Raw genomic sequence first — 25818 nt, forward strand, 5'->3', positions numbered from 1 at the left:
TTAAATGAAATTTTTAAAAAATAAGATAAATATAGTTATATCGTTATTAGTTGTAATCATGGTAGTTCTTATTTTATTTTCTTCTAATAGAGATAGTAAATCTAAATTAGAAGGTATTGTTGGAGATACTTTAAGTCCAGTGCAAAGGATGGTTTATACAGTATCTAAGGTTGTATCAGATACTTATCAAGGAATTGTAAAATATTCAGGGTTAGTCAATAAAATTGAATTATTAAGTAAAGAAAATGGTGAATTAAAAGCTAGGATTAATTCATATGAACAGTTGAAGGTAGAAAATCATAGATTGAGAGAAATTTTGAATTTTAAAAACAGGCTTGATGATTATAAATTTGTAGGAGCTAATATTATTGGTAAAAATGGGGCGTATACCAATGAGTACATAATAGATGTAGGTATAAATAATGGATTAAAAAATGGAATGGTAGTTATTGCTAATGGTGGACTTTTTGGTATGGTTACATCAGTATCAGACAATTGGAGCTTAGTTTCACCTATAATTAATGGTAATATTGCTGTTAGCGGAATTGTACAGAGAACAAATGGTAATCAGGGAATAATTAGAGGTTATGAAGGCGGAAGTAGTGATTATAATTTAAAAATGGAATATTTACCTATTGATGAAGAAGTTTTAGTTGGTGATATTATTGTAACTTCAGGGTTAGGGGGTGTTTATCCTTCTAGTATACCCATTGGAGAGGTGATGTCAGTGGAAAGTGATAAACGTAATTTAAGTAAAAGTCTTTTTATAAAATCACATGTTGATTTTGAGTTTGTAAGTGAGTTGTTTGTTATATTACCAAACAGTATTGATGAGGTAGAATATTAATTTTAATTATGAAAGTGTTAGTTTTATCTTTTATTACGTTTGTTTTTTTAGTGTTAGACACATCGTTTGCGATATTTTTTGATTTTAATGATTGGTATCCTAGTATTGTATCTTTGTATTTTTTTATATATTCTTTGAATAATGAAAAGTATGGTATTACTTTCTTTGCATTGTTTGTAGGATTTTTACAAGATATATTTTTTTATAATGGATTTGGAGTAAATATATTTTTGAATTTAGTTATAGGATTTATAGTGCATTATTTATCAGTTAAGTATAATAAAAATAAATATATTTTATCTATTTTTTTGGTTGCTAGTGCGTCATTATTGAAAAGTTTTTTGGTGATTATATATATGAATATTGCTTTTGGTGTAAATATATATATAGTTAAATTGTTGTATGAATTTGTATATACATTTGTAGTGTTATTGTTTATGTATCCAATTTTCAACAGTATGTTTAAAAGTAAGTTGTTTAGAAAAACCTTGGAATTTTAGTTGGTAAATGGAGGTAACATAATGGGTACTAAGCAAAGAAAGAGTACTGATTATAGATATTTAGTTATTATTATATCTATGTTTGTACTTTTTTTTATTATCTTGATGAGATTATTTAAATTACAGGTTAGAGATTTTGAAGAGAATTTAAAACTTTCTAATTATTATTCGCAACGCCAAATACCGATACTTGCTCCTAGAGGTGAAATTTTGGATAAAGATGGAGAAGTTTTAGCCACAAATGTTGAAAGTTATATTTTGGAGTATTCGTATAGGAATAATAGTAAAAGTTTTTTTAAAGTTATATCAGAGGTTTTAGATATTTTAGAAAGATATGATGAAGAATTGTATGATAATTTTGAACTTAAGGTTAATCCATTTAGATTTGAATTTGGTGGATTAAATGAATCAGATAAAAAAAGTAGGGAGTTAAGATTTAAAACGGATAGAGGTTACTATGAAAAATTAAAAAAGAAGTATTTTCCGTCAGTTAAAGAACTTACGGATACACAAAAGAGAGAATTAGAAAATTATATTTTAGATATAAGTGTTGAGGAAGTATTTTATGATTTAATTAAGGAGTATGATTTATATAAACTTTTAGATGAAAGTACATTGGATTCTAATAGTACAGGTAAAGAAATATATGATAGCTTGACTAGTGAGTATACAGACGAGTATATTAGAAAGTATATGTTTATAAAGGATAGTATAAAAATGAATAGTTTTTCTGAATTTAATCCAGTTATTTTGGCTACTGATTTGAAAAAGGAAACTGCATTTGAAATAATGCAAAAACAAAATATGTTGCAGGGAATAAATGTATCACAGAAGTCTATCAGATATTATCCAGAAGGTGAATTTGCTTCAAATATTATAGGTTATATAGGACCTATTGACGATAATCAAAAGGAAAGGTATCAACAAGAAGGTTATAATATTGCTTATGATGTTATAGGTAGAGCAGGAGTGGAATCTGTGTTTGAATCCAATTTGAGGGGAAATCATGGAGGTAATGTTATAAAAGTTGATAATAATGGGGTTAAAAAACAAGAAATATTTGAAAAGGAGTCAAGGCCAGGTGATAATCTTTATCTGACGATAGATAAAGATTTGCAAAAAGTAGCAGAAAGAGCTTTATCTGATGTAATGTTGGGTTTGCAAAAAACAGGAAATAACCATGGTTCAGGACTCGATACAAGTAATGCAACTCGAGGAGCAGCAGTTGTTATGGATGTTAATAATGGTAATATTTTATCATTGGTGTCATTGCCAAATTATGATCCTAATGTCTTTGTTTCAGAAGATAATATGACTGAAGAAACTAGAGAAAAGTATTTTGCGACGAATTTAAAAGAATTTGGAGAAAATTATATTAAAGAACGTAATTTAGATATAGATGTTGATACATTATTTCCATTATCAGATAAAGATAATATGAATAGTTTAAGAGATGATCCTAATGATATATACCCTAAAGTTTTTTTTAATTATGCTACACAAGGATTGATACCTCCTGGATCTACTTTTAAACCGTTAACTGCTATAGCAGCTTTAGAAGAAGGAGTGATTAAACCAGACGAGTTAATTAAAGATAACGTTATATTTGAAGCTTATAATAATCAATGGAGAAATCTTATAGATTATAGTTTGGGTAGTATTGATGTTAAAGATGCGTTAAGAACGTCTAATAATCATTTTTTCTATGAAGTTGGTAATAGGATGTATAATAGTAAAAATTCAAATCTTGAAGGTTTGGATGTTTTAGCTAATTGGGCTTGGAAATTTGGGCTTGGTAGGCCACCTAATAGTACTAAATATATTTCAACAACAGGAATAGAGTTGATAGAGACAACAGGTCAAGTATTTAATTCGCAAAGTATGAAATCAAATATTGTAGCATTATCATCGTATAATATTGTTGATATTTTGAATAGAGGAGAATTCGGAAAGTATAAATTTAAACCTATTGATATATCTAAAAAAAATAGTGATGGAGAAAAATTGTCAAAATTAAAGAAGGAAATTAAAGACTTAGTAAAGAAAATATTAAGTGAAGATTTGCCATTAGATATAGAACAAGAAATATTAAATGAAAAAGTTAATTACTTAAGTACAAATCTTAAAGAGTTGTTTATTCAATTAGTGGGATATTATGCAAAAGAATTTGGTATGAATTATGAGCAAAGTGATATTGATAATATGACAAATGCTATCACTGATTATATTTTGTATTCTTTAAGAACTGAGATTTATACACCTGGAAACGTTATAAATGCTTCTATAGGTCAAGGGATAAGTTTATTTACTCCAGTACAGCTTGTGAGTTATATTGCAACGCTTGTTAATGGAGGAATTAGATATAAATTAAATTTGGTTGATAAAATAGTTGATGTTGATAATAATTTAGTAAAAGAATATAATCCTGAAATTTTGGAAAAAGTTTATTTGAAGCAAGAGAATGTAGATGCAGTGATAGAAGGTATGAGGAGAGTTAATAGGACTGGTAGTACTGCTAATGTATTTACAAATGGTAACTATTTTCCTATAGAGACTGGAGGCAAAACAGGGACTGCAACGTTTAAAGAAGATGGGATGCAAGAAAAAGTAGGTAGGGCTGCTTATGGTGTTTTTGTAGGATTTGCTCCGGTAGAAAATCCAGAAATAGCTGTATGTGTTGTTTTATATGATGGTGGACATGGTTATTTTGGTGCGTATGTAGCAAGAGCTATATTTGAAGCTTATTTTAAAGAAAGGTTACAGAAGGATTATCCTAAATATGTTCCAATGTTTCCTTATACTTATACTTTGATGGATTAATTTTTAGGAGGAAATTTATGGGTAGTAATGGAGTGAAGATTAAAGGTGGTAAGGATGGATTAGAAATAATATTTGATGATGATAGATATACTTATGATAAATTAGCTGTAGAGTTAATTGATAAAATGAAAGGAAATCTCAGATTTTTTAGGGAGTCATCCATCAAATTGATTATAGATTTTAATAAAATAGATAATGACATATTAAATGATATAAAAAGGTTTTTTGAAGATGATATACAGGTAAAAAATTTAGTTTTAGAAGATAAAAATAATTATTGTTTGGAAAATAGTTCTTATTTTAGTGGTATAGATGAAGGGAAAACTAAGTTTATATATAAAACAATAAGAAGTGGACAAAAAGTTTTTTTTAATGGTAATGTCGTTGTAATTGGAGATATAAATAGTGGAGCAGAAGTTATAGCAACTGGGAATGTTATTGTTTTAGGTGAGTTGAAAGGAAGAGTTCATGCTGGGTTTAGTGGGAATAGGCAAACTGTTATTGCTGCATTTAGATTGTATCCTGAAATTTTACAAATAAGTGATACTGTAGCTACTTCACCTGAAGGATATCCAGAAGTTGCAAAATTAAAAAATGGTTGCATTGAAGTGGAACCATATAGTATAAATAAATATGTATATTAGTAAAAATTTCCAATTCTTAATCATTAAATTTTATTAAAGTTATATTTTAATAATAGTGGTATTTGTAGGGGGTATACTATGAGTGAATCAATAGTTATAACATCAGGAAAAGGTGGAGTAGGTAAAACTACTACAACTGCTAATATAGGAACTGCACTTGCTTCTTTTGATAAAAGTGTTATAGTCGTTGATGGAGATACGGGGTTAAGAAATTTAGACGTTTTGATGGGGTTAGAAAATAGGATAGTTTATACTCTATTAGATGTTATTGAAGGTAAATGTAAACTTAAGCAAGCTATTATAAAGGATAAGAGGTTTAATAATTTATATCTTCTTCCTACGGCTCAGACTAGAGATAAAAATGATATTACTACTAAGCAGATGCAAAAATTAATAAATGAGCTTAAACAAGATTTTGATTATGTTTTGATAGATTGTCCTGCAGGTATTGAACAAGGATTTGAAAATGCAATTATAGGTGCTGATAGAGCAATAGTTGTAGTTAATCCTGAAATAACATCTGTTAGGGATGCGGATAGAGTTATAGGGAAATTAGATGCCAAAGGTCTTGATAGGCATCAATTAATAATAAATAAGCTTAATTATTCAATGACTAAAAAAGGTGATATGTTAGATGTTGATGATATAATGGAGACGTTATCAATAAAACTTTTGGGAGTTGTACCTGATGATAAGGGTATAACTATATCTACGAATAAGGGTGAACCTGTAGTTCTGTCTAATAAGTCTAAAGCAGGTAGTGCTTATATTAATATTGCTAGAAGAATAATGGGTGAAGAAGTTCCATTTATGAATTTAGGAGATGAAAATGGATTTTTTAAGTCTTTAGTTAATATTTTTAAAAGATAGTAAAGGTTTTGGGAGGTGTGTCATAATGTTAAAATTTCTTTATAGTAGACCTTTACCTAAAGAAATAGCTAGAGATAGACTTAAGTTTATAATTATTAATGATAGGGACGGTATAACACCTTATGTTTTAGATATTATTAAAAATGAAATTCTAACAATAATTGTTAAGTATGTAAATATTGATGTTAATAGTGTTTCAATTAATTTGTACAATGGTGGAGAATTTGATGTTGAGGGGAAATCTTCGAGGTTAGTGCTAACGGTTCCTTTTTATCAAAATTGTAATAAATAAAGGTGAGAGTTTATTGAAATATATTTTGTTAAAAATTCGTCAGGTTAGGCGAATTGATTTTGTTATATTATTTAGTGTAATTGTTTTAGCTTTATATGGAGTTATCAACATATTTAATGCAACTAATTCTAATTCTGCAAGAAGACAATTGTTGTTTGTTATAGTGTCATTAATTATTTTATGTATAATTTTGTTTATAGATTATTCCAATATAAAGCCATTTATATCTTTGTTGTATTATTCGAATGTTATATTACTTATATTTACAAAGATATTTAGTGAAAAAGTAAATGGTGCGAATGGATGGATTCAAATAGGTAGTTTTACTTTACAACCTTCTGAGTTTATGAAAATTTCTTTGATTTTAATGTTAGCTAAGGTTATAGATGAGAATGAGGGTAAGATAAATGAAAAAAATATGATTTTTAAATTAATGTATTATATAATTGTACCTGTTATAGCTATTGTTATTCAACCCGATATGGGAATGACCTTGGTTTGTTTTATAATGAGTATGGGTATTTTATTTGTGGCTGGATTAAATATTAAATTTTTTTTGGGAGGTTTTTTACTTTCTATTTTTTCTGTGTTATTAATTTGGGATACAGATATTTTACCTCAGTATTGGAAAAGTAGAATAATTTCTTTTCTTAATCCGTCAGCAGATTCTTTAGGAAATGGACTTCAAGTGTTACAGTCTAAGATTGGGGTAGGGTCTGGAGGAATTTGGGGTAAGCATAATATTCTTTCGGGTAATAATCAAGATAGTTATGTATCTCAGTTCGTGCCTGAACCACAAAATGATTTTATATTTTCAATTATTGGAGAGTATTGGGGATTCGTAGGTGCTATAGTATTATTAGTTATATTTTTAATTATAATTTTAAGAATGATTAAGGTAGCTAGAAATTCTAAAGATGTTTTTGGAGAATTATTTTGTGTTGGAATGATATTTTACATATTATATTCGGTTTTTCAAAATATTGGAATGACTATAGGATTGTTACCTGTTACTGGTATTAATCTTCCTTTTATAAGTTATGGAGGAAGTTCAATATTAAGTAATATGATTGGTATTGCTATGGTTTTAAATATTAATATGCGTAAAGATCCTATTGCATTTAGTGTTTAGTTTTTATTAGTTATATAAAGTTAATTCGGGAAATATATTTATAAAATAATTAATTAAATTTTATAGGTGTATTTTTGTATAGTGATTATAGAATATTAAAATTCATTTTAATTATTTTATATTGTGTTATTTTTATAAAGAATATCGAGTATGTTTTATTTTCAGTTTTGGCTATTTGTATACACGAATTAGCACATATTGTATTTTTGAAAATTAGTGGTGTAAGTATAGTAAATTTTAAAGTTTCATTTTTAGGTTTTGAAATATATTTAAGAGAAAAAAAATGTATTAATAGGGAACTTATTGTATATTTTGTAGGAAGTTTATCTAATATATTGATTGGTATTTTATTTTTGGTTATTAAAAATATATTTACTGTGGAGATTTTTGATAAATTTATAATTGTTAATTTTGTAATTGGATTTGTAAATTTGATTCCGGTATTTCCTTTAGATGGTGCTATTATTCTTAAAAATATATTATTTAGAAAGTTTAGATTAAATACTGCAGTGTTTATAAGTATTTTTGTAAGTGTATTTTTAGCAATTATTATATTGATATTTATTATGAGTTTATTTTTAAAATTTTCATTTATTAATATTACTTATGTAGTAGTGTTTATTTTTGTAATTGTAAGTACATATAAAGAGTATAGGTTATTTATAAGTACTTTTGTAGTTAGTAAAATTGATTATAAAAAATATTTGTTTTTGAAAGAAAAGTATCTTAAGACTGTTTTAATTTCAGTGACTTATGATACTGAATTATTAGATCTAATTAGATTATATAAGTTTAGTAGATTCTCAGTATTTTGTTTTTTAGATGGTGAACTTAAAATTATAGGAATGATGAACGAATTTAATGTATTGGAATGTTATAAGAAATTTGGAAATATTACGATTAGGAAGTATTATGAAAAAAATTTAAAATAGATTGGGAAATATTTTCCCAATCTATTTTTTTAATTTAATACAAGACCGATAAATAAAATGAATATTATCCAAAATGAAAATAATGCAACCTGAAGTTTCATTTAATATCTCCTGCAATATATTTGTGCAAATACGATGACAATTATAATATAAAATTTTAAAATTTACAATATAAATATGTTTATATTTGCATTTTTTCATGAAATATGTTACAATCTCTCAAGTAACCGCACTTTATAGGTATTTAAGATAATGGTTCACCTATTGGGGCGAGTCTTATTTTTATTGAGGAGGTTTTTTATGTATGCTATTATAGAAACTGGTGGAAAACAGTATAAAGTAAAAGAAGGGGACATTATATACATAGAAAAATTGGATTTGAATGCTAATGATTCATATGAGTTTAACAATGTTTTAGCTGTTTTTGGTGAAGGTTCAAATGTTAAATTTGGAAAACCTTTTGTAGATGGAGCTAAGGTTAAAGCAAGTGTTGTTGCTCAAGTTAAAGGTAAAAAAATAATAGTTTTTAAATATAAGCCAAAGAAAGATTATAGAAGAAAAAATGGACATAGACAGCCTTATACAAAGGTAAAGATTGAAAAGATAGAGGCTTAATTTTGATTAATATACGATTAGTTCGTAAAAATGATAATTTTATTAAATTAGAAGTATGTGGTCATTCAGGTTATGATATATTAGGTAGAGATATTGTTTGTGCTGCGGTTTCTACTATTACTCAAGGTGTTGTTATTGGGTTAGAGGAAGTTATATGTAAAGATTTTTATTATCGTATAGATGATAAAAATGCTTCTGTTTTTATAGACATTTCTCGTTATGATAAAGGTAATATGAGTAAAGCACAAATATTATTAAATACTTTTAAGTATACTATTGATAGTTTGATTTTAGATTATGGAAAATATATTAAAATGAGAATTGAGGAGGAGCAATAAGGATGAGAATTAATATTCAATTGTTTGCATCTAAAAAAGGTGTTGGTAGCTCCAAGAATGGTAGAGAAAGTCATTCTAAAAGACTTGGGGTTAAAAGATCAGATGGTCAATTTGTTTTAGCTGGTAACATATTGATGAGACAAAGAGGTACCAAAATTCATCCAGGTACTAATGTTGGTCTAGGTAAAGATCATACTCTTTTTGCAAAAGTTGATGGTGTTGTTAGATTTGAAACATTCGGTAAAAACAAAAAGAGAGCTAGTGTTTATCCAGTTGAAGTGAGTATTTAGTTTTATTTAATATTTTAAAAGACAGGGTGGTTAATTTTTATGTTAATCATCCTAATTTTTTATAAAAATATTCTGATGGAAGGTGAATTTATGTTTGTAGATGTGGCAAAAATTTATGTGCGTTCTGGAAAGGGAGGAGATGGATGTGTTTCTTTTAGGCGTGAAAAATATGTTCCATTAGGTGGGCCGGATGGTGGTGATGGAGGAAATGGAGGAGATGTATTATTTGAAGTTGATAACAACATAAATACGTTAATCGATTTTAAATATAATAGAAAATTTATTGCAGAAAACGGTGAAAATGGTGGCACGTGTAAATGTTATGGAAAAGATGGAAAAGATGTTGTTATAAAGGTTCCAGAAGGTACTATAATTCGTCATGCTGAAAGTGGAAAAATTATTGCTGATCTATCTGATAAGAATCAAAGATTTTTGTTATTGAAAGGAGGAAAAGGAGGAAAGGGAAATTGTAAGTTTTGTACTCCAACTAGGCAATCTCCAGATTTTGCAGAACCAGGTATGCCTCATGATGAAATGGAATTAATTTTAGAATTAAAATTAATTGCAGATGTAGGTCTTATTGGTTTTCCTAATGTAGGGAAATCTACATTAATTTCAAAAGTTACCAATGCTAAGCCTAAAATTGCAAATTATCATTTTACTACATTACATCCTAATTTAGGTGTTGTTGATTATAAGGGTATAAAAGGATTTGTTATAGCAGATATACCAGGAATTATTGAGGGTGCTTCTAAGGGAATTGGTCTTGGACTTGAATTTTTAAAACATATTGAAAGGACAAGGGTTCTTGTACATATATTAGACGCTTCAGAAATTGATGGAAGAGATTCTTTTGAGGATTTTAAATTGATTAATAATGAATTGAAGCAGTATAATTCTGTTTTAAGCAGTCGTCCTCAGATTGTAGCACTTAATAAAAGTGATATAGTGTTTGGAGGAGATAAAGAAAGATTAAAAAGATTAAAATCTAATATAAATTCTTTAGGATATGAAAATATATTTGAAATTTCAGCAGTTACAGGTGAAGGAGTTTTAGAGTTATTAAGTAAGGTGAAAGAAATTGTGGATAATACGCCTAAAACTATTTTAGATTTTAGTGATGAAGATATGTATGTGTTTGAACCAAAAAGATTTACTTATGAAATCTCAAAAGAAACTGATGATTTTGGAGAAGAATATTATTTAGTTACAGGAAGTTTTGTGGAAAGGCTTTTGAATTCTGTTAATATTTATAATTTTACTTCCCTTAGATATTTTCATAAAGTTTTGAAAAATAAAGGTGTAATTGATGAATTGAAAAAAATTGGGGTTAAAGATGGAGATCTAGTAAAATTAAATGAGTTTGAATTTGAGTTTATGGGATAAAATAATCTTAAAAAATTTAATTGAAGGTGTTTAACTTTGAAGTTTGGAATTTTTGGAGGAACATTTAATCCAATTCATAATGGACATATAAATATAGCTTTAAAAATTTATGATAAATTTTCTCTAGATAAAATTTTGTTTATGCCTAATAAAATACCACCACACAAAAATATCAAAAATGTATTGGATGAGAAAATTCGTCTTGATATGATTAATATTGCTATAAAAAATTATGAATTTTTGAATATTGAAGATTATGAATTAAAAAAAGATAATATTTCCTATACTTATGAAAGTTTAGAGTATTTAGATAGGATATATAAGGGAATTGAATTATTTTTTATAATAGGTTCAGATAGTTTTCTTAATTTTGATAAATGGCAGAAAATCGAAAGAATTTTTAGAAGTTCAAATATTGTTGTTTATTTGAGAGAAGAAGCTCATAAAGATAGAATAATTAAAATTAAAGAAAGATATGAAGAGCTTTATAAGGGAAAAATATATTTACTTTTTGATAAAATAATAGATATATCTTCTACAGAAATTCGTGAAAAAATATTTAATGGAGATGATATATCTAATTTAGTTCCTAAGTGTGTGTATGAATATATAATTTCAAAAGGATTATATAGGGAGTAAATTATGGATTTTGAAAAAATAGATAGTTATTTGAAAGAAAATTTAAATGAGTTTAGATATCAACATACTTTAAGGGTTGTTGATATGGGAATTATTTTAGCTAATAAGCATGGGTATGATGATATTTTAAAAGTTAAGCTTGCTTGTTATTTTCATGATGCTGGAAAAAATTTATCTCCTAATAAAATTTTAGATATGGTTTCAAATGAAGGATATAAACTTACATGTGAAGAAATTGAAAATATTCATATTTATCATGGTGTTGCTTCTATGATTATTGCACGTGATAAATTTAATATTAATGACATGGAAGTTTTAAATGCTATAAAAAATCACGTTACAGGTGTAGAAAAAATGACTATTCTTGATAAAATTGTTTTTTTGGCTGATTTTTTTGAAATGGGTAGGGATTTTGATAGAGTTCATAAATCAAGAGATGCAGCTATAATAGATCTAAATTTAGATGAGGCTTTAATTTTAGCATATGATTCTACAATTAATGAGTTGGTTTCAAAAAGAAGATTTATACATGAAAATACTTTAAGGGCAAGAAATTTTATTTTAAGAAAACTTAATAATTGTTGTTGATGAAAGGAATTTTTGAAAGCTTGAATTTTTTAAAATATAAAATTTTACATGATATTAAAGATGTTAAAATAAGGGATTATTTAAAGTATGAAAAAGGATTAAGTTCTAGATTTATTAAACAGGCATCTATTGAAAGAAGGGTTTTGGTTAATGGTTCTAGTGTAAAATTGAACTATTACCTTAAAAAAGGTGATGAGATTAATATAAAAATAAATAGAAAAGATGAAACTCAAAATATAGAGCCGATTTTTATGGAGTTAGATATTATTTATGAAGATGAATTTATACTTGTTATAAATAAACCTCCATTTATAGTTGTTCATCCAAGTAAAAGCCATGAAATATCTCTTGCAAATGGTATTATGTATCATTTTAAAGTTAATAATAGTGATTCTATTGTTAGGCTTGTAAATAGACTTGATATGAATACTTCAGGAATGTTGGTTGTTGCGAAAAATCAATATTCTCATATGTTTTTGTCCAAACTTATTCAAGAGAATATTTTTAAGAAGGAGTATCTAGCAATTGTTCATGGAAATCTTAAAGAGGTTGAGGGAGTTATAGAGAAAAATATTTTTAGACCATCAGATGATTCAATTAAAAGAGTTGTTCATAATACAGAAGGGCAATATGCTAAGACCATTTATAAAGTTATTGAACGATATGAAAATAGTGATCTAGTTAATGTTTTAATAGAAACTGGCAGAACTCATCAAATAAGAGTACATATGAATTATTTAGGACATCCTATAGTTGGAGATGATTTGTATGGATTTGAAAATTCTGAGGTTAAAAGACAATTGCTTCATGCACATAAGATAAAATTTCATCATCCATATACAAAAGAAGTGTTAACTTTTAAATGTCCGATGCCTGATGATATGTTAAATTATATAGAAAAGCAAAATAATCTTAAAATTTAGATTATTTTGCTTTTTTATTTTGAGGTTATATGTATTTTTTTAATTTTGCTAAATCCGTAATCAAACAAATTGATTATATCTTGAAGATATTCGTCTTTACTTTTTGCTTTTAAAGCAACTGCTATTAAATCTATGTTGTTATTTCTTGCTGAGGCTGCAAAAGTATATTGAGCAGGTGTTGTAAATCCTGTTTTTCCAAGCAGTGCGTGTTTATAATAATATTTACCGTTTTTTAGCAAGAGTTGATTTTGATTACAGATATTAAAGAAATCTCCATTTGTTCCTAGAATTTTATGAGATTTTGATGTTGAGATTTCAACGAATTTTTTGTTTTTGATTGCGTAACCTAAAATTTTGCTTAAATCATATGCACAAGTGTAATGATCATCATCATGAAGACCACTTGAATTTACAAAGTTTGAATTGTGAGCTCCTATAGAATGAGCTTTTCTATTCATAAGTTTTGAAAATGTTGCTTCACTTCCACAAACATGTTCCGCTAGTGCTATTGCACAATCATTTCCAGAATTTAACAAAAGTCCATATAAAAGATCTTCAACTGTGTAAAATCCTCCAGCATATAGACCAACTTTTGTTCCATTAATATTGGATGCTTTTTTTGAAACTTTTACTCTTTCATCTAAATCTAAGGTTTCAAGAACTATAATTGCTGTTAAAATCTTTGTTGTTGATGCAGGATAAAATTTTTCGTAAGCGTTTTTTTCAAATATTACATCAGAGTTTTGAGGTGTTATAAGTATTGCAGATTTACTTTTAATAGATAGAGTTGAATTGTTTAAAGAATATGGGTATATTTTAAATAAGAATATATTAATAAATAAACTGATAATTAGTATTTTAAATAGAATTTTCATTTAATCCTCCGAGTCTAAATTTCAAAGCATTGTTTATTATTTACATTGTTTGTTTAAATTATTAATTTTAAGCACTGAGTATTGTGTAAAAACTTTAAACTTTTTTGTTTAGAAAATGTTAAATAATGAAATGAATATAAAAAATATTTTTAGGTGAGTTGTAATGTTTAAAAAAGAGAATTTGTTAAAATATTTGTTGAGTATTGCAATAATAACTATTTTTTTATCAGTGTTTTTGTTTTATAATATTTCTTCAAGTGAAACAGAAAAACAGATTTTATCATTAAATGAATTTACTCATGAAGAAGAGAGTAATGAGATTAAAATTGAAGATGTTCAGGAAAATATATTTGTTGAAATTAAAGAGAAGTTTTAAATCCAGATGTTTACGAACTTGAAAAAGGAAGTATTGTAAGAGATTTGATTTTAATCTCAGGAGGTCTTACAGAAATCGGAGATACTTCAAATATAAATCAAGCAAGAGAGCTTCAAAATGGTGAATGTATAGTTGTATTATCAAAACAAGAAATATTAGATATGAAAAATAATTCAAATGAAATTTTAAAGGTTGATAATGTTAGTAGTTTTAATGTTGAGTCTTCTTTTGATGATGATAAAGTAAATATAAACACTGCGTCAAAAGAAGAACTTAAAACTTTAAGTGGAATAGGAGACGGTTTAGCGGAAGCTATAATTAGTTATAGAGAAGAAAATAATGGATTTAATACAATTGATGATATAAAAAATGTTTCAAGAATTGGGGATAAAACTTTTGAAAAATTTAAAGATAAAATAATAGTTTAAATATATGTTTAAAAATGCTATACTTTAATTCATAAAAAATTAAGGAGGGGGATATAAGTGTGGATAAATATAAATTAACACATTTTAGTCAAACCTCTGGTTGAGGAGCTAAAATAGAACCGGAGGTTCTTTCAAATATTTTAAAAACGTTGCCAGTGTTTGAACATAAAGATTTAATAGTTGGATTTGAAAATAGTGATGATGCTGCTGTTTATAAATTAACTGAGGATTTAGCAATAATATCTACATTAGATTTCTTTACTCCAATTGTTGATGACCCGTATGTATTTGGACAAATTGCTGCTACAAATTCTTTAAGTGATGTCTATGCAATGGGTGGAGATCCTATATTGTGTTTAAATATAGTTGGATTTCCAAAATGTTTGCCAATAGAGATTTTATCTAAAATTTTAAATGGAAGTGCTAGTAAGGTTAAAGAGGCCGGTGCCATTGTAATAGGTGGGCATTCTATACAAGATAATGAACCTAAGTTTGGATTATCTGTGGTTGGAAAGGTTAATCCTGAATTTGTTTATAAAAATTATGGAGCAAAAATAGGAGATAAACTTGTTTTAACCAAAAAACTTGGAGTTGGTTCTATTATAACGGCAATAAAAGGGGAAATATGTTCAGATCAAGCGTACAATGAAGCTGTTAAATACATGACTACTTTAAATAAGTATGCTTATGAAGCATCAAAATCAGTAAAAGTAAATGCTTGTACAGATATAACAGGGTTTTCTTTAATGGGACATGGATATGAAATGGCATATGGTTCTAAGGTTTCATTACATTTTGATAAAAATAAGATTCCTATTATAGAAGAATGTGTTGAGTATGTAAAAGATGGATTTGTACCAGAAGGAACTTATTCAAATAAACGTTATTTAAATGGAAAAGTTTATTGTGAATGTGAGGAATGGTTTGAAGATATATTATTTGAGCCACAAACTTCTGGGGGATTATTGTTTGCTGTTGGTACAGAGTGTTTGGACAAGTTTAAAGAAAATTTGGATAGTAAGGATGTATTTTATGAAGTTGTTGGTGAGGTTAAGGAGTTATCAAATAAATATATATATGTAAAATAAAGGAATGATTTATTTTTGAAACATTTATACAAAAAAATTCCAAAAATAGATGAATTATTAAATTTAGAAAATGTGAAAAAGTCGCTTAAATTATATCCAAGAGAATTTATATTAGAGATATTGAGAGATATTTTAAATATTTATAGACAAAAAATAAAAAATGGGGAAAACATAGAAATAAACCTTAATATAATTTCAAATGTTTTTGATGAAGAATTACATAAAAAATCTCAAAAAAATCTCAAAAGAGTTATAAATGCTACAGGAGTTATAATACATACAAATCTTGGAAGAAGTAAGATGTGTAAAGATGCTATTAATCATATAGTTGAAGTTGCTGAAAATTACTCCACCCTTGAGTATGATTTAGAAAATGGAACTAGAGGCAGTAGATATTCTCACGTAGAGGATATTATTTGTAAAATATTAGGTTGTGAGGCAGCGCTTGTAGTAAATAACAATGCTGCAGCTATAATGATAGTTTTAGATACATTGTGTAAAAATACTGAGGTTATAGTTTCTCGTGGTGAATTAGTTGAAATTGGGGGCTCTTTTAGAATACCTGAGGTTATGAAATTTAGTGGAGTTATTTTAAAAGAAGTTGGCTGTACAAATAGGACTCATTTATTTGATTATGAAAATGAAATAACTGAAAATACAAGTGCGTTTTTAAAAGTACATACTTCTAATTATTACATTGATGGTTTTGTTAAGAACGTTAAAGTTGAAGAACTTAATGTTCTTAAAAATAAATATAACAAGATTATTATAGAAGATATTGGAAGCGGGACTATAGTAGATTTTTCAAAATATAAAGTATATTCAGAAGAGGATTTAGTACAAAATTCATTAAAAAATGGTGCTGATATTGTAACTTTTAGTGGAGATAAAATGTTAGGTGGACCTCAAGCTGGTATTATAGTTGGGAAAAAAGATTTAATAGAAAAAATTAAGAAAAATCATTTATTAAGGGCTTTGAGGATTGATAAATTTACACTTGCTGCACTTGAGTCAACTTTTAGATGTTATTTAGATGAAAAATATGCTATTGAAAATATCCCTACACTTAAAATGATTACATATAAAGAAGAGGATTTAAAATTTAAAGCAGAACAATTATTAGATTTATTGAAAGATTTAAAAGAGTTTAGTATAGAGGTAGAAGAAAATTTTTCTATAGTTGGCGGAGGTTCTATGCCTAAAACTAAACTAAAAACATATGTTTTAGATTTAAAACATGATAGATTTTCTCCTGAAGATTTAGAAGTTAAATTAAGAAATAGTAAAATTCCTATTATAGTTAGATTAGAAAAAAATTCTATAAAATTAGATGTTAGAACTATAGAAGAGGATGAATTTAAATATATTTTGGAGTCGCTTGTTGAACTGAGGTGTTATTAATTTGAAAAATATTATAATAGGAACGGCAGGGCATGTTGATCATGGTAAAACATCACTTATAAAACTTTTGACTAATATTGATACAGATTCTTTAGCGGAAGAAAAGAAACGAGGTATATCTATAAATTTAGGATTTGCGTTTTTTGATCTTCCATCTAAAAGAAGAGCTGGTATAATTGATGTTCCTGGTCATGAAAAATTTATAAAAAACATGCTTGCTGGTGCTACTGGAATTGATGTTGTTTTATTAGTTGTTGCGTGTGATGAGGTAGTTAAGCCACAAACTAGAGAACATTTAGATATTTTAAGTATGTTAAATATAAAAAAAGGAATAGTTGTTTTAACAAAAAGGGATTTAGTAGATGATGATTGGTATGAATTAGTTAAAGAAGAAGTTAGAGAAGAAATTTCGCATACTTTTTTGAAAGATTCTAAAATCATAGCTTTTTCCTCTAAAACTAAAATTGGTTATGATGAGCTCGTAAATGAAATTGATAGAATATTAGATGAAGATTTTGAAAAAATTGATAATGGAATATTTAGAATGCCTATAGATAGATGTTTTACTGTAAGTGGTTTTGGAACTGTTGTTACGGGAACTATTATATCTGGAAAAATTGGTTTAAATGAAAGTGTTGTTATATATCCAAATCAAATTGAAGCTAAAGTTAGAAATATTCAAGTTTATGAAGAAAATTGTGAAGAGGCATTGGCAGGGCAAAGATGTGCTCTTAATTTATCTAATATAAAAAAAGAGGATATTGAGAGAGGTTTTGTTGTTTCTAAAAAAGATGTTTTAATTCCTAGTTATATGATTGATTGTAAATTTTATTCTTTGTCTAATTTGGATAAAAACATTTTAAATCGTCAAAGAATAAGGTTTTTTCATGGAACGAGTGAAATAATTGGTAGAATACATATTTTAGATAAAAGTGAGATTCAAAATAATTCTGAAGCTTATGTTCAGTTTCATTTAGAAAAACCAATAGTATCATTAAAAGATGATAGGTATGTTGTTAGGCTGTATTCTCCTATGATAACAATTGGAGGAGGATATATTATAAATCCAGTTGCAAAAAGAGTTAAAGGAAATAAAGATAAATATTTAGAGAGTATTAAGATAAAGGAAAAACAATTTGGAACTGAATATATGTCTTTAATTTTAAAAGATGATAAAGATATTATTTTAAGTGTTGATGATATATGTGAAAAATATTTACTATCTAAAGATAATGTTGATATTGAATTAAAAAAAATGGTTAACAATAATATTGTAATTGAATTTGAAGATGGTTTTAAAAAATATTTTGTACACAAAGATAATTTGGAAAAGATTTTTTTAAATATGAAAGATATTTTGTCTGAATATCATCAAAAAAATAAATTTAGGATTGGATTTTTAAAAGAGGAACTTAAAAATAAGATTGGTATAAAAAATTTAAAACCTAAGATTTATGATAGAGTTTTAGATTATTTTGAAAAGGAAGGATTTATTAAATTAACTTCTAAATATGTTTTACTTTCTGATTTTGATATAAAATTTTCAGATGATATTCAAAAAATGGTTGATTCAATTATTGAGGAATATAAGATTAAAAAATTTATTCCCCCTAAAATTAAAGATTTGGAAGTTAAATTTAATTCAAAGTATTTTGCACAAATTCATGAATATTTAGAAGATATAGGTATTTTATATAAATTAAATCCAGAAATGTATTTATTAAAAGAGGATTTTTTATATGCTAAAGACAAAATTGTTGAATTTTTGAAAAATAATGGATTTATAGAATTAAAAGATGCAAAAGAAATTTTAAATTCTAATAGAAAATATTTAGTTATTTTACTTGAACATTTTGACGAGTTAAAGATTACTCGAAGAGATGGAGATAAAAGAGTTTTGTTTTAATTAAAAAAGGAAATGTATATTTTACATTTCCTTTTTTAATTTTATACTTTACTTGGTTTGAGTTTTCCAGCTAAATATATAAATGGTGTATCTAGAAGAGATACTATCATTTTTAGAATATAAGTTGAGAAAATTATTTCTATTATTACACTTACAGGGAATATTCCTGCAAATGCTAAGGTGTTAAATAAAATATTATCTAAAATTTGACTTAATAATGTACTTCCGTTATTTCTAAGCCAAAGAAATTTTCTTGAAGGAAGTTTATTTTTGAAAAATTTAAATAGGGATATATCTATATTTTGTGAAATTAAATAAGTTGTAACACTTGCAAATATTATTCTTGGTTGAATAGAAAATATATTTTTTATGCTTTGAAATATTTCTACTCCATTTTCATCAGGAGTCATAAATGTAACTATAAGCATTAAAATAGTTCCTATTATCATGGAAACAAATCCTATTATTACGGCTGTTCTTGCATCTTTTTTTGAATGATATTCAGATAAAATATCTGTTATTAAAAATGTTGAAGCATATGTTATGTTTCCTAGAGTTACGGCCATAGAAAAAAGTTCTAATGTTACTACAACTTGAATGTTAGTTATGATTGCGGCTATTGGTATATATACGAATAAACCGAGTTTTCCAAAGAACTTGTACATTGCACATATCATAAAAAAGTTAAAAAATAGTAATATAAACCATAAAATTTCGTTTTGCATTGTGTTGCTCCTTTATATTAAAATGAATTTTTAAAATTTAAATGGGAAAAATACATTAGTATTTGATTTTAGGAGGTATTATTTTTGATTCTTGCTAATGTATTTTTAAGCGTCGCTATGTTTTTAAACAGCATTAACATTGTTAATTTTAATGATAAATCAAATAAAAATCAATTGTCAGTGGAGAAAAATGATATATTGACATTAAAGTTTGAAGAAAATTCGTTTAATTTAGATAATCTAGCCCCTAAATATTTTTTAGATGCTCAAATAACTGAAATGAAATGTAAAGGTCTTATGAGCAAAAGCTTTGAAAAGAATTTTGATGAATTTTATACTGAGTTAAATGCAAATATAAAATTTTTAGAGGATGAAATTGAAAGGTTAAAAAATAATTCTCAAGCTTTTACTAGTGAGTATATTTTTCATAGGAAAAATCACATTATAATAGAAATCGAATCTTTACGAGACAAAATAGAAGAGATGAGTTTGAAACAGAAACGAAAACTTTTATGTTATGAATATAGAAATAATGAAATGCAGAAATATGGTGGATTTTTAGGATTTAGTGTTATATATAATGACAAAGATAATCCTTTTTTAATTGGAACAATTGTTATGCCTGAGTATATAGGTAAACTTGAACCACTTATAACACATAAATCTATTAGTTTATATAGAGAAAGATATAAAAATTTGAATGATATACATACTGAACCTTTGAGTTATTTTGATAGATATTTTCTTAATACAGCAGGATTTAAGTAAAATTAAATAAATTGTTAAATTTTATACATACTAACTTGAAAAAGTGAAAAATTTACATTAGATTATAATTATTATTAAATGATAATTATCTAAATTTATGTAAATATGTATGGAAGGAAACTAATGACAAAATTAATAAGAGTTTTAGACGATTATTCTGAGTTTAAATTAAATTTTTCTATCGGATCTCATAATGTAATTTTATTTGAAGACGATAGATTAAAAATTAATTTAATAAAGCTAATTTTTAATATGTCTGAAAAAAATTTAAGAAGTACACCATATGTTATAAGTGGCTTTAATTTAAAACCTTATTTAAATTTATTTGATAATATATATGATAAGTTAAGTATTGATTTAGATATAAAATCACATCATAAATTAACACTTATACAATATTGTGATATATTTGATTTTAAAAATTTTAATAGTGAATTTTATTTGTTAAATAATTTTGATAAATTGAAAAGTATGTTTATAGTTTCTTTATTTAGTCGTAGTAAGGTTATTTTATTTGAGAATGTGTATTCTTTAGAAGTGAGAACTTATGTTAAGTTTATTATGGATTTAGTAGAGAAGTTCAATTTGTTTTCAGATAGAGTTTTTATAGAAATGAAAAAGCAAGTCATCGTTTAAATTGACTTGCTTTTTTGTATTGAATATATGTTTGAATATAAAAATGTAAGTAAAATTGATGTTATGATTTTAGTTATGTTTTTTGAGAGAAATTTTGAATTGTCAGAGGTAATATTTGAAAATGTAGGAACTGTGTCATTAGTTTTATCTTCATGTTCTTGAACAGTTTTTTTAATTTCATCTATTGAAAATTCTTTATTATAAATAGCTTTAGAGTCTATATTTTTTATTTTAATAAATTTTTTATAAAGTTCATCTATAGATGTTTGAGGGTCGTTAAAATTTTCTCCATATATACCTATTAAAATTCCATCATAGTCTTTTGATTTTGGTATAGCATTAATATCTTCATACAATATGTTAATGTTTCCTGTATCAGAAATCTCAAAATATTTTTCATTCATGTTACAATTAAATTTCAAATTTGAGTCATTTATTTGTTTAATTTTATACGTACCTTTATTTAAATTTGAAATAATTATTTTATTTGAGTTTGAATGAGAGAAAGTTTCTATTAAAGAGTTATTTTTATATAGCTCATATTTTATATTTTTTAATTCTTCTGTATTTTTAGTGTTAGTTATTATCGTTATGTTTTTGTTAGAGTAGGTTAATGTTTTATATAATAGTGAAATGCACTTTGCCAAATTATTTATAGGTTTGTTTTTTAGATTATTGATTATAAAGTCAAGATCATCGTTATTAGAATGTAAAACCATACCTAAATCTGAATTTCTATAGTTTGGATATCCTGTTTGTTTGTTTATAGAATCCCAATTTGTTGATTCAAAATACGCAAAAGGTATTCCTTCATGTCTAAAATATACATGGTCGCTATAATCAAAGCATTCACCTTCTAAAATTGAAATTGAATTTTCATTTTTGTTTTTTAATCCTGGACTTGTTTTTATTTCAATGTTTTCTTTAAGTGCCATATCTAAAATTTCATCTCTAAACCATCCTCTAGATCCATAATCTCCGTAAATATATAAATTATCTCCACTCAGAATGCTGTCAATATTTATGTATAGTAAGGTATTCGATTTTTCTTCTGAAGTCATATTTTTAACAAAATACCTTGAGCCAAATAGTCCCATTTCTTCAGCATCAAAAGCTATGAATTTTATATTATAAGGAAGAATTAGTTTATTTAATTTTTGTGCTAATTCTAGAAGTACGGAAACACCAGATGCGTTATCATCTGCTCCATTACAATTTGTTGAATCGTAATGAGCACCAATTATTATTTGTTTATTGTTTAATCCTTTTTTAAAGGCGATTATATTTTTAGAAATTTTTTTGTTATTTTCAAGTGGCCATACGAAATTTTGTTCTTCAACATTGTATCCATATTTTTGAAATTCATTTTTAATATATTTTTGAGAATTTAATATTAATTTCGTACCACTTATTCTCGGAGTTTTTGATAAATATTCAATATGTTTAAGTGAATCTTTTCCAAATGTCATTTTGTTTAAAGTATAAGAGCTAGCATGAATGTTTGATATATTAAAAACTAGAAATAGGCATAGAAGAAATGTAACAAATTTTATAGAAATATTGTTATATAAATTTTTCATTATAAAATATCTCCTTGAAAATTATTTGTTTGTATTTTTTGTATTTATAAATGAAAAAATTTATTTTATAACGTTAATATTTATTTAAATTTGTGTTTACCAAAAATATTGTTTGTGATACGATTTAGATATTTAGTCATTAAAGGTTAATTTTTAATTTTATTAAGTGAATAGATTTATTTTTTTAAATATGGAGGATAGAAAATTATGAATAATAAAAACCCTATGGGAATTATGAAAATAAAAGGTTTTGGTGAAATTAAATTTGAACTTTATCCTGAAATTGCTCCAATTACAGTTTCAAATTTTATAGATTTAGTTAAAAAAGGTTTTTATAATGGATTAACTTTTCATAGAATTATTAAAAATTTTGTGATTCAAGGGGGATGTCCAGAAGGATCAGGAATGGGTGGACCTGGATATTCAATAAAAGGAGAATTTAAATTAAATAATGTAGAAAATAATATAAAGCATGAACTTGGAGTTTTATCTATGGCAAGAGCTAATCATCCAGATTCTGCAGGGAGTCAATTTTTTATAATGGTCGGTAATGCACCGCATTTAGATGGAAGTTATGCTGGATTTGGTAAAGTTATAGATGGAATAGATATTATTTTAAATATTGCAGATGAGCCAGTTTTTGGAGATACACCAAATAATAAACCTATTATAGAAAATATAGAAATTGATACTTTTGGAATAGAGTACGTATTAACAGATGATAATAAAATTAATTAAGGAGGGAGTTTATGATAGAAATTACATTAAAAGATGGAAGTAAAAAAGAAATTTATGAATCAATTACAGTTTTAGACTTTGCAAAATCAATTAGTGAAGGATTAGCAAGAAATGCAACTTGTGCTGAAGTTGATGGAGAAATTGTTGATTTAAGACATGTTATTGATAAAAATTGTACGGTTAATATATTAACTTTTAATGATAATGATGGTAAAAAAGCTTTTTGGCATACTTCTAGTCATATTCTTGCTCAAGCTGTTAAAAGATTATTTCCAAGTGTTAAACTTGCAATAGGACCAAGTATAGAGAATGGATTTTATTATGATTTTGATATAGAAACTCCATTTTCACAAGATGATTTGAAGAATATTGAAGAAGAAATTAAAAAGATATGTAAAGAAGGATTGGAAATTGAAAAATTCGTTTTATCAAGAGATGAAGCAATAAAATTAATGGAAGAAAGAGGAGAAACTTATAAAGTTGAGCTTATAAATGACATACCTTATGGATGTGAAATTTCATTTTATAAACAAGGTGAATTTGAAGATTTATGTGCTGGCCCTCATTTATTTAATACAAAGAATATTAAAGCCATTAAGCTTCTAAGTGCAACAGGTGCTTATTGGAGAGGAAATGAAAATAATAAAATGTTGACTCGTGTATATGGTATATCATTTCCTAAAGCAAGTATGCTTAATGAATATTTAGAAATGCTAGAAGAAGCTAAAAAAAGAGATCATAATAAAATTGGAAGAGAACTTGAATTTTTTACAACAAATGAATTTATAGGTCAAGGGTTACCTCTTTTAATGCCTAAAGGAGCTAAACTTATGCAAATTCTTCAAAGATTTGTTGAAGATGAGGAAGAAAAGAGAGGGTATGTTTTAACTAGAACTCCAACATTTGCAAAAAGTGATTTATATAGAATTTCAGGACATTGGGATCATTATAGAGATGGAATGTTTATTTTAGGAGACGAGGAAAAAGATTCTGAAGTATTTGCTCTTAGACCAATGACTTGTCCTTTTCAATTTATGATTTATAAAGCTACTCAAAAAAGTTATAGAGATTTACCTATAAGATATGGAGAAACTGCAATTTTAAGTAGAAATGAAGCATCAGGTGAAATGCATGGACTTATAAGAGTTAGACAATTTACATTATCAGATGGTCATATAATTTGTACACCAGAGCAATTAGAAGATGAATTTAAAAACTCATTAGATTTAGTTAAATACATTATGGAGTGTATTGGAATAAATGAAGACGTTACTTATAGATTTTCTAAATGGGATAAGAATAATAAGGAAAAATATATTGGAGAAGAAGAGCTTTGGGAACAAACTCAGTCTAATATGAAACAAATTTTAGATAAACTAGAAGTAAATTATGTAGAAGCAGATGGAGAAGCAGCTTTTTATGGACCAAAATTAGATATACAATTTAAAAATGTGCATGGAAAAGAAGATACAATAATTACAATTCAAATAGATTTTAGTTTGGCTGAAAGATTTGATATGGTTTATATTGATTCTGATGGGAAGAAAAAGCATCCTATGATAATTCATAGAAGTTCAATTGGATGTTATGAAAGAACAATTGCAATGCTTATTGAAAAATATACAGGAGCTCTTCCGGTTTGGTTAAGTCCTGTTCAAGTTAGGGTTCTACCAATATCTGATAAATTTAATAATTATGGTGAAAAAGTAACAAATGAGTTAAAAAAATTAGGCATTAGAGCTGAATGTGATTACAGATATGAAAAGATTGGATATAAAATAAGGCAAGGTCAATTAGAGAAAATACCTTACTTATTAATTGTGGGTGAAAAAGAGGAAAGTAATTTAGAAGTATCAGTTAGGGATAGAAAAGATGGAGATAAAGGAAGTATGAATTTAGATTTATTTATCTCTTTAATTACGGAAAAAATACAGAATAAAAAATAGAAAAACATATATGTTTTTCTATTTTTTATGCATTTTAATTTGGTAAAATTTATGTAAAAATATAAGTAAGATTAATAAAATAGGAGATAATTAACAAAAATCATTTAAAAGTAATGAAATTTAAAACTTAGTAAATTTGAGTTTTTTAAATTTATTAATTATAGTAATAACATACTTTTAGCACTCTGAAGTAGTGAGTGCTAATTAATAGAGGTTATTTTAAATAGGAGGTTGTATTTGATGAATATAAGACCACTTGCAGATAGAGTTGTACTTAAAAGGCTAGAAGCAGAGGAAACTACAAAATCAGGAATTGTTTTAGCAGGTAGTGCAAAAGAAAAACCACAAGAAGCTGAAGTTATGGCAGTTGGTCCAGGAGGAGTTTCTTCTGATGGTAAAGAAATTAAAATGGAAGTAAAAGTTGGAGATAAGGTTTTAATTTCTAAATATTCTGGAACAGAAGTTAAGGTTAATAGTGAAGAGTATATAATTGTTAAACAAGAAGACATATTAGCTGTTGTTGAATAATTTTGGG

28 protein-coding genes and 1 other annotated feature are annotated in these 25818 nt (G+C 26.1%); of the genes, 25 read left to right on the forward strand and 3 right to left on the reverse strand.

Going from position 1 to position 25818, the window contains the following annotated elements:
• Positions 1 to 4: 4 nt before the first annotated feature.
• The 15 genes from mreC (at position 5) to A6P36_RS04520 (ending at position 12816) form a co-directional block, all read left to right on the forward strand.
• Entirely contained in the window at positions 5 to 847 is an 843-nt protein-coding gene (gene mreC / locus A6P36_RS04450; RefSeq protein ID WP_066761383.1) for a rod shape-determining protein MreC, read from the forward strand.
• An 8-nt stretch (positions 848 to 855) separates the two neighbouring features.
• Positions 856 to 1347: a rod shape-determining protein MreD gene (mreD, locus tag A6P36_RS04455; protein WP_066761384.1), complete on the forward strand. Its 492-nt coding sequence runs from the start codon at positions 856 to 858 to the stop codon at positions 1345 to 1347.
• Positions 1348 to 1368: 21 nt separating this feature from the next.
• Positions 1369 to 4167 (forward strand): penicillin-binding transpeptidase domain-containing protein, encoded by a 2799-nt coding sequence (locus A6P36_RS04460; protein ID WP_242861656.1) that lies wholly within the window; start codon positions 1369 to 1371, stop codon positions 4165 to 4167.
• Positions 4168 to 4184: 17 nt separating this feature from the next.
• Complete coding sequence (gene minC, locus A6P36_RS04465; RefSeq protein WP_066761390.1) at positions 4185 to 4811, forward strand: septum site-determining protein MinC; 627 nt, start codon at positions 4185 to 4187, stop codon at positions 4809 to 4811.
• A gap of 78 nt (positions 4812 to 4889) precedes the next feature.
• Complete coding sequence (gene minD, locus A6P36_RS04470; RefSeq protein WP_066761392.1) at positions 4890 to 5681, forward strand: septum site-determining protein MinD; 792 nt, start codon at positions 4890 to 4892, stop codon at positions 5679 to 5681.
• Positions 5682 to 5706: 25 nt separating this feature from the next.
• On the forward strand, positions 5707 to 5973 hold the full coding sequence (gene minE / locus A6P36_RS04475; protein ID WP_066761394.1) for a cell division topological specificity factor MinE: 267 nt from the start codon (positions 5707 to 5709) through the stop codon (positions 5971 to 5973).
• A gap of 13 nt (positions 5974 to 5986) precedes the next feature.
• Entirely contained in the window at positions 5987 to 7105 is a 1119-nt protein-coding gene (gene rodA / locus A6P36_RS04480; RefSeq protein ID WP_066761396.1) for a rod shape-determining protein RodA, read from the forward strand.
• A gap of 74 nt (positions 7106 to 7179) precedes the next feature.
• Positions 7180 to 8037: a hypothetical protein gene (locus A6P36_RS04485; protein WP_066761398.1), complete on the forward strand. Its 858-nt coding sequence runs from the start codon at positions 7180 to 7182 to the stop codon at positions 8035 to 8037.
• Between the two features lie 215 nt (positions 8038 to 8252).
• Positions 8253 to 8324: a sequence feature (ribosomal protein L21 leader region), on the forward strand.
• A gap of 13 nt (positions 8325 to 8337) precedes the next feature.
• Positions 8338 to 8652 (forward strand): 50S ribosomal protein L21, encoded by a 315-nt coding sequence (gene rplU / locus A6P36_RS04490; protein WP_066761400.1) that lies wholly within the window; start codon positions 8338 to 8340, stop codon positions 8650 to 8652.
• 2 nt (positions 8653 to 8654) lie between these two features.
• Positions 8655 to 8990, forward strand: coding sequence for a ribosomal-processing cysteine protease Prp (locus tag A6P36_RS04495; protein ID WP_066761402.1), 336 nt, complete (start codon positions 8655 to 8657; stop codon positions 8988 to 8990).
• A 2-nt stretch (positions 8991 to 8992) separates the two neighbouring features.
• Positions 8993 to 9280: a 50S ribosomal protein L27 gene (gene rpmA, locus A6P36_RS04500; RefSeq protein ID WP_066761404.1), complete on the forward strand. Its 288-nt coding sequence runs from the start codon at positions 8993 to 8995 to the stop codon at positions 9278 to 9280.
• Between the two features lie 90 nt (positions 9281 to 9370).
• Positions 9371 to 10666, forward strand: coding sequence for a GTPase ObgE (gene obgE / locus A6P36_RS04505; protein ID WP_066761411.1), 1296 nt, complete (start codon positions 9371 to 9373; stop codon positions 10664 to 10666).
• Positions 10667 to 10702: 36 nt separating this feature from the next.
• Positions 10703 to 11305 carry a nicotinate-nucleotide adenylyltransferase gene (gene nadD / locus A6P36_RS04510; RefSeq protein ID WP_066761413.1) on the forward strand — a complete coding sequence of 201 codons (603 nt, stop codon included), beginning with the start codon at positions 10703 to 10705 and terminating at the stop codon, positions 11303 to 11305.
• 3 nt (positions 11306 to 11308) lie between these two features.
• Positions 11309 to 11893 (forward strand): bis(5'-nucleosyl)-tetraphosphatase (symmetrical) YqeK, encoded by a 585-nt coding sequence (gene yqeK, locus A6P36_RS04515; protein WP_066761414.1) that lies wholly within the window; start codon positions 11309 to 11311, stop codon positions 11891 to 11893.
• A 20-nt stretch (positions 11894 to 11913) separates the two neighbouring features.
• Positions 11914 to 12816: an RluA family pseudouridine synthase gene (locus tag A6P36_RS04520; RefSeq protein WP_066761499.1), complete on the forward strand. Its 903-nt coding sequence runs from the start codon at positions 11914 to 11916 to the stop codon at positions 12814 to 12816.
• A 14-nt stretch (positions 12817 to 12830) separates the two neighbouring features.
• On the opposite strand, the gene A6P36_RS04525 is transcribed toward A6P36_RS04520, so the two are convergent.
• Complete coding sequence (locus tag A6P36_RS04525) at positions 12831 to 13691, reverse strand: D-alanyl-D-alanine carboxypeptidase family protein (protein WP_066761415.1); 861 nt, start codon at positions 13689 to 13691, stop codon at positions 12831 to 12833.
• A 163-nt stretch (positions 13692 to 13854) separates the two neighbouring features.
• Here A6P36_RS04525 and A6P36_RS08385 point away from each other — a divergent pair, with 163 nt between their 5' ends.
• Genes A6P36_RS08385 through selB form a run of 5 tightly spaced genes read left to right on the forward strand, consistent with a single transcriptional unit; the run spans position 13855 to position 18890 of the window.
• Complete coding sequence (locus A6P36_RS08385; protein ID WP_242861658.1) at positions 13855 to 14067, forward strand: hypothetical protein; 213 nt, start codon at positions 13855 to 13857, stop codon at positions 14065 to 14067.
• A gap of 44 nt (positions 14068 to 14111) precedes the next feature.
• Positions 14112 to 14495 (forward strand): ComEA family DNA-binding protein, encoded by a 384-nt coding sequence (locus A6P36_RS08390; protein WP_242861659.1) that lies wholly within the window; start codon positions 14112 to 14114, stop codon positions 14493 to 14495.
• Positions 14496 to 14554: 59 nt separating this feature from the next.
• Positions 14555 to 15583, forward strand: coding sequence for a selenide, water dikinase SelD (selD, locus tag A6P36_RS04535; RefSeq protein WP_082917617.1), 1029 nt, complete (start codon positions 14555 to 14557; stop codon positions 15581 to 15583).
• A 15-nt stretch (positions 15584 to 15598) separates the two neighbouring features.
• Entirely contained in the window at positions 15599 to 16984 is a 1386-nt protein-coding gene (selA, locus tag A6P36_RS04540; protein ID WP_066761419.1) for an L-seryl-tRNA(Sec) selenium transferase, read from the forward strand.
• 1 nt (position 16985) lies between these two features.
• Positions 16986 to 18890: a selenocysteine-specific translation elongation factor gene (gene selB, locus A6P36_RS04545; protein ID WP_066761421.1), complete on the forward strand. Its 1905-nt coding sequence runs from the start codon at positions 16986 to 16988 to the stop codon at positions 18888 to 18890.
• A 41-nt stretch (positions 18891 to 18931) separates the two neighbouring features.
• Here the strand turns inward: selB and A6P36_RS04550 are convergent, their stop codons facing one another.
• Positions 18932 to 19615: a queuosine precursor transporter gene (locus A6P36_RS04550; RefSeq protein WP_066761423.1), complete on the reverse strand. Its 684-nt coding sequence runs from the start codon at positions 19613 to 19615 to the stop codon at positions 18932 to 18934.
• Between the two features lie 84 nt (positions 19616 to 19699).
• Between A6P36_RS04550 and A6P36_RS04555 the strand changes: the two genes are divergently transcribed.
• Positions 19700 to 20383, forward strand: coding sequence for a hypothetical protein (locus tag A6P36_RS04555; protein WP_156507978.1), 684 nt, complete (start codon positions 19700 to 19702; stop codon positions 20381 to 20383).
• A gap of 123 nt (positions 20384 to 20506) precedes the next feature.
• On the forward strand, positions 20507 to 21019 hold the full coding sequence (locus A6P36_RS04560) for a hypothetical protein (RefSeq protein ID WP_066761425.1): 513 nt from the start codon (positions 20507 to 20509) through the stop codon (positions 21017 to 21019).
• On the opposite strand, the gene A6P36_RS04565 is transcribed toward A6P36_RS04560, so the two are convergent.
• Positions 21016 to 22599, reverse strand: coding sequence for a M28 family metallopeptidase (locus A6P36_RS04565; protein ID WP_066761427.1), 1584 nt, complete (start codon positions 22597 to 22599; stop codon positions 21016 to 21018). The genes A6P36_RS04560 and A6P36_RS04565 overlap by 4 nt on opposite strands.
• Positions 22600 to 22806: 207 nt before the next feature.
• On the opposite strand from A6P36_RS04565, the gene A6P36_RS04570 reads away from it, so the two are divergent.
• The 3 genes from A6P36_RS04570 (at position 22807) to groES (ending at position 25811) form a co-directional block, all read left to right on the forward strand.
• Positions 22807 to 23337: a peptidylprolyl isomerase gene (locus tag A6P36_RS04570; RefSeq protein WP_066761429.1), complete on the forward strand. Its 531-nt coding sequence runs from the start codon at positions 22807 to 22809 to the stop codon at positions 23335 to 23337.
• Positions 23338 to 23348: 11 nt separating this feature from the next.
• A complete protein-coding gene (gene thrS / locus A6P36_RS04575) occupies positions 23349 to 25283 on the forward strand; it encodes a threonine--tRNA ligase (protein ID WP_066761431.1) in 1935 nt (644 codons plus the stop codon).
• A 240-nt stretch (positions 25284 to 25523) separates the two neighbouring features.
• On the forward strand, positions 25524 to 25811 hold the full coding sequence (gene groES, locus A6P36_RS04580) for a co-chaperone GroES (RefSeq protein ID WP_066761432.1): 288 nt from the start codon (positions 25524 to 25526) through the stop codon (positions 25809 to 25811).
• Positions 25812 to 25818 lie beyond the last annotated feature (7 nt).

The sequence above is a fragment of the Candidatus Arthromitus sp. SFB-turkey genome (assembly GCF_001655775.1).
Taxonomy (GTDB): Bacteria; Bacillota; Clostridia; order Clostridiales; family Clostridiaceae; genus Dwaynesavagella; species Dwaynesavagella gallinarum.

Coding starts and splice junctions, on each gene's coding strand:
- mreC (WP_066761383.1), top strand. CDS start 5: ATGAAATTTTTAAAAAATAAGATAAATATAGTTATATCGTTATTAGTT.
- groES (WP_066761432.1), top strand. CDS start 25,524: ATGAATATAAGACCACTTGCAGATAGAGTTGTACTTAAAAGGCTAGAA.
- A6P36_RS04525 (WP_066761415.1), bottom strand. CDS start 13,691: ATGAAAATTCTATTTAAAATACTAATTATCAGTTTATTTATTAATATA.
- obgE (WP_066761411.1), top strand. CDS start 9,371: ATGTTTGTAGATGTGGCAAAAATTTATGTGCGTTCTGGAAAGGGAGGA.
- mreD (WP_066761384.1), top strand. CDS start 856: ATGAAAGTGTTAGTTTTATCTTTTATTACGTTTGTTTTTTTAGTGTTA.
- yqeK (WP_066761414.1), top strand. CDS start 11,309: ATGGATTTTGAAAAAATAGATAGTTATTTGAAAGAAAATTTAAATGAG.
- A6P36_RS04460 (WP_242861656.1), top strand. CDS start 1,369: ATGGGTACTAAGCAAAGAAAGAGTACTGATTATAGATATTTAGTTATT.
- A6P36_RS04565 (WP_066761427.1), bottom strand. CDS start 22,599: ATGAAAAATTTATATAACAATATTTCTATAAAATTTGTTACATTTCTT.
- A6P36_RS04550 (WP_066761423.1), bottom strand. CDS start 19,615: ATGCAAAACGAAATTTTATGGTTTATATTACTATTTTTTAACTTTTTT.
- A6P36_RS08385 (WP_242861658.1), top strand. CDS start 13,855: ATGTTTAAAAAAGAGAATTTGTTAAAATATTTGTTGAGTATTGCAATA.
- A6P36_RS04570 (WP_066761429.1), top strand. CDS start 22,807: ATGAATAATAAAAACCCTATGGGAATTATGAAAATAAAAGGTTTTGGT.
- minC (WP_066761390.1), top strand. CDS start 4,185: ATGGGTAGTAATGGAGTGAAGATTAAAGGTGGTAAGGATGGATTAGAA.
- rplU (WP_066761400.1), top strand. CDS start 8,338: ATGTATGCTATTATAGAAACTGGTGGAAAACAGTATAAAGTAAAAGAA.
- minE (WP_066761394.1), top strand. CDS start 5,707: ATGTTAAAATTTCTTTATAGTAGACCTTTACCTAAAGAAATAGCTAGA.
- A6P36_RS04560 (WP_066761425.1), top strand. CDS start 20,507: ATGACAAAATTAATAAGAGTTTTAGACGATTATTCTGAGTTTAAATTA.
- rpmA (WP_066761404.1), top strand. CDS start 8,993: ATGAGAATTAATATTCAATTGTTTGCATCTAAAAAAGGTGTTGGTAGC.
- minD (WP_066761392.1), top strand. CDS start 4,890: ATGAGTGAATCAATAGTTATAACATCAGGAAAAGGTGGAGTAGGTAAA.
- thrS (WP_066761431.1), top strand. CDS start 23,349: ATGATAGAAATTACATTAAAAGATGGAAGTAAAAAAGAAATTTATGAA.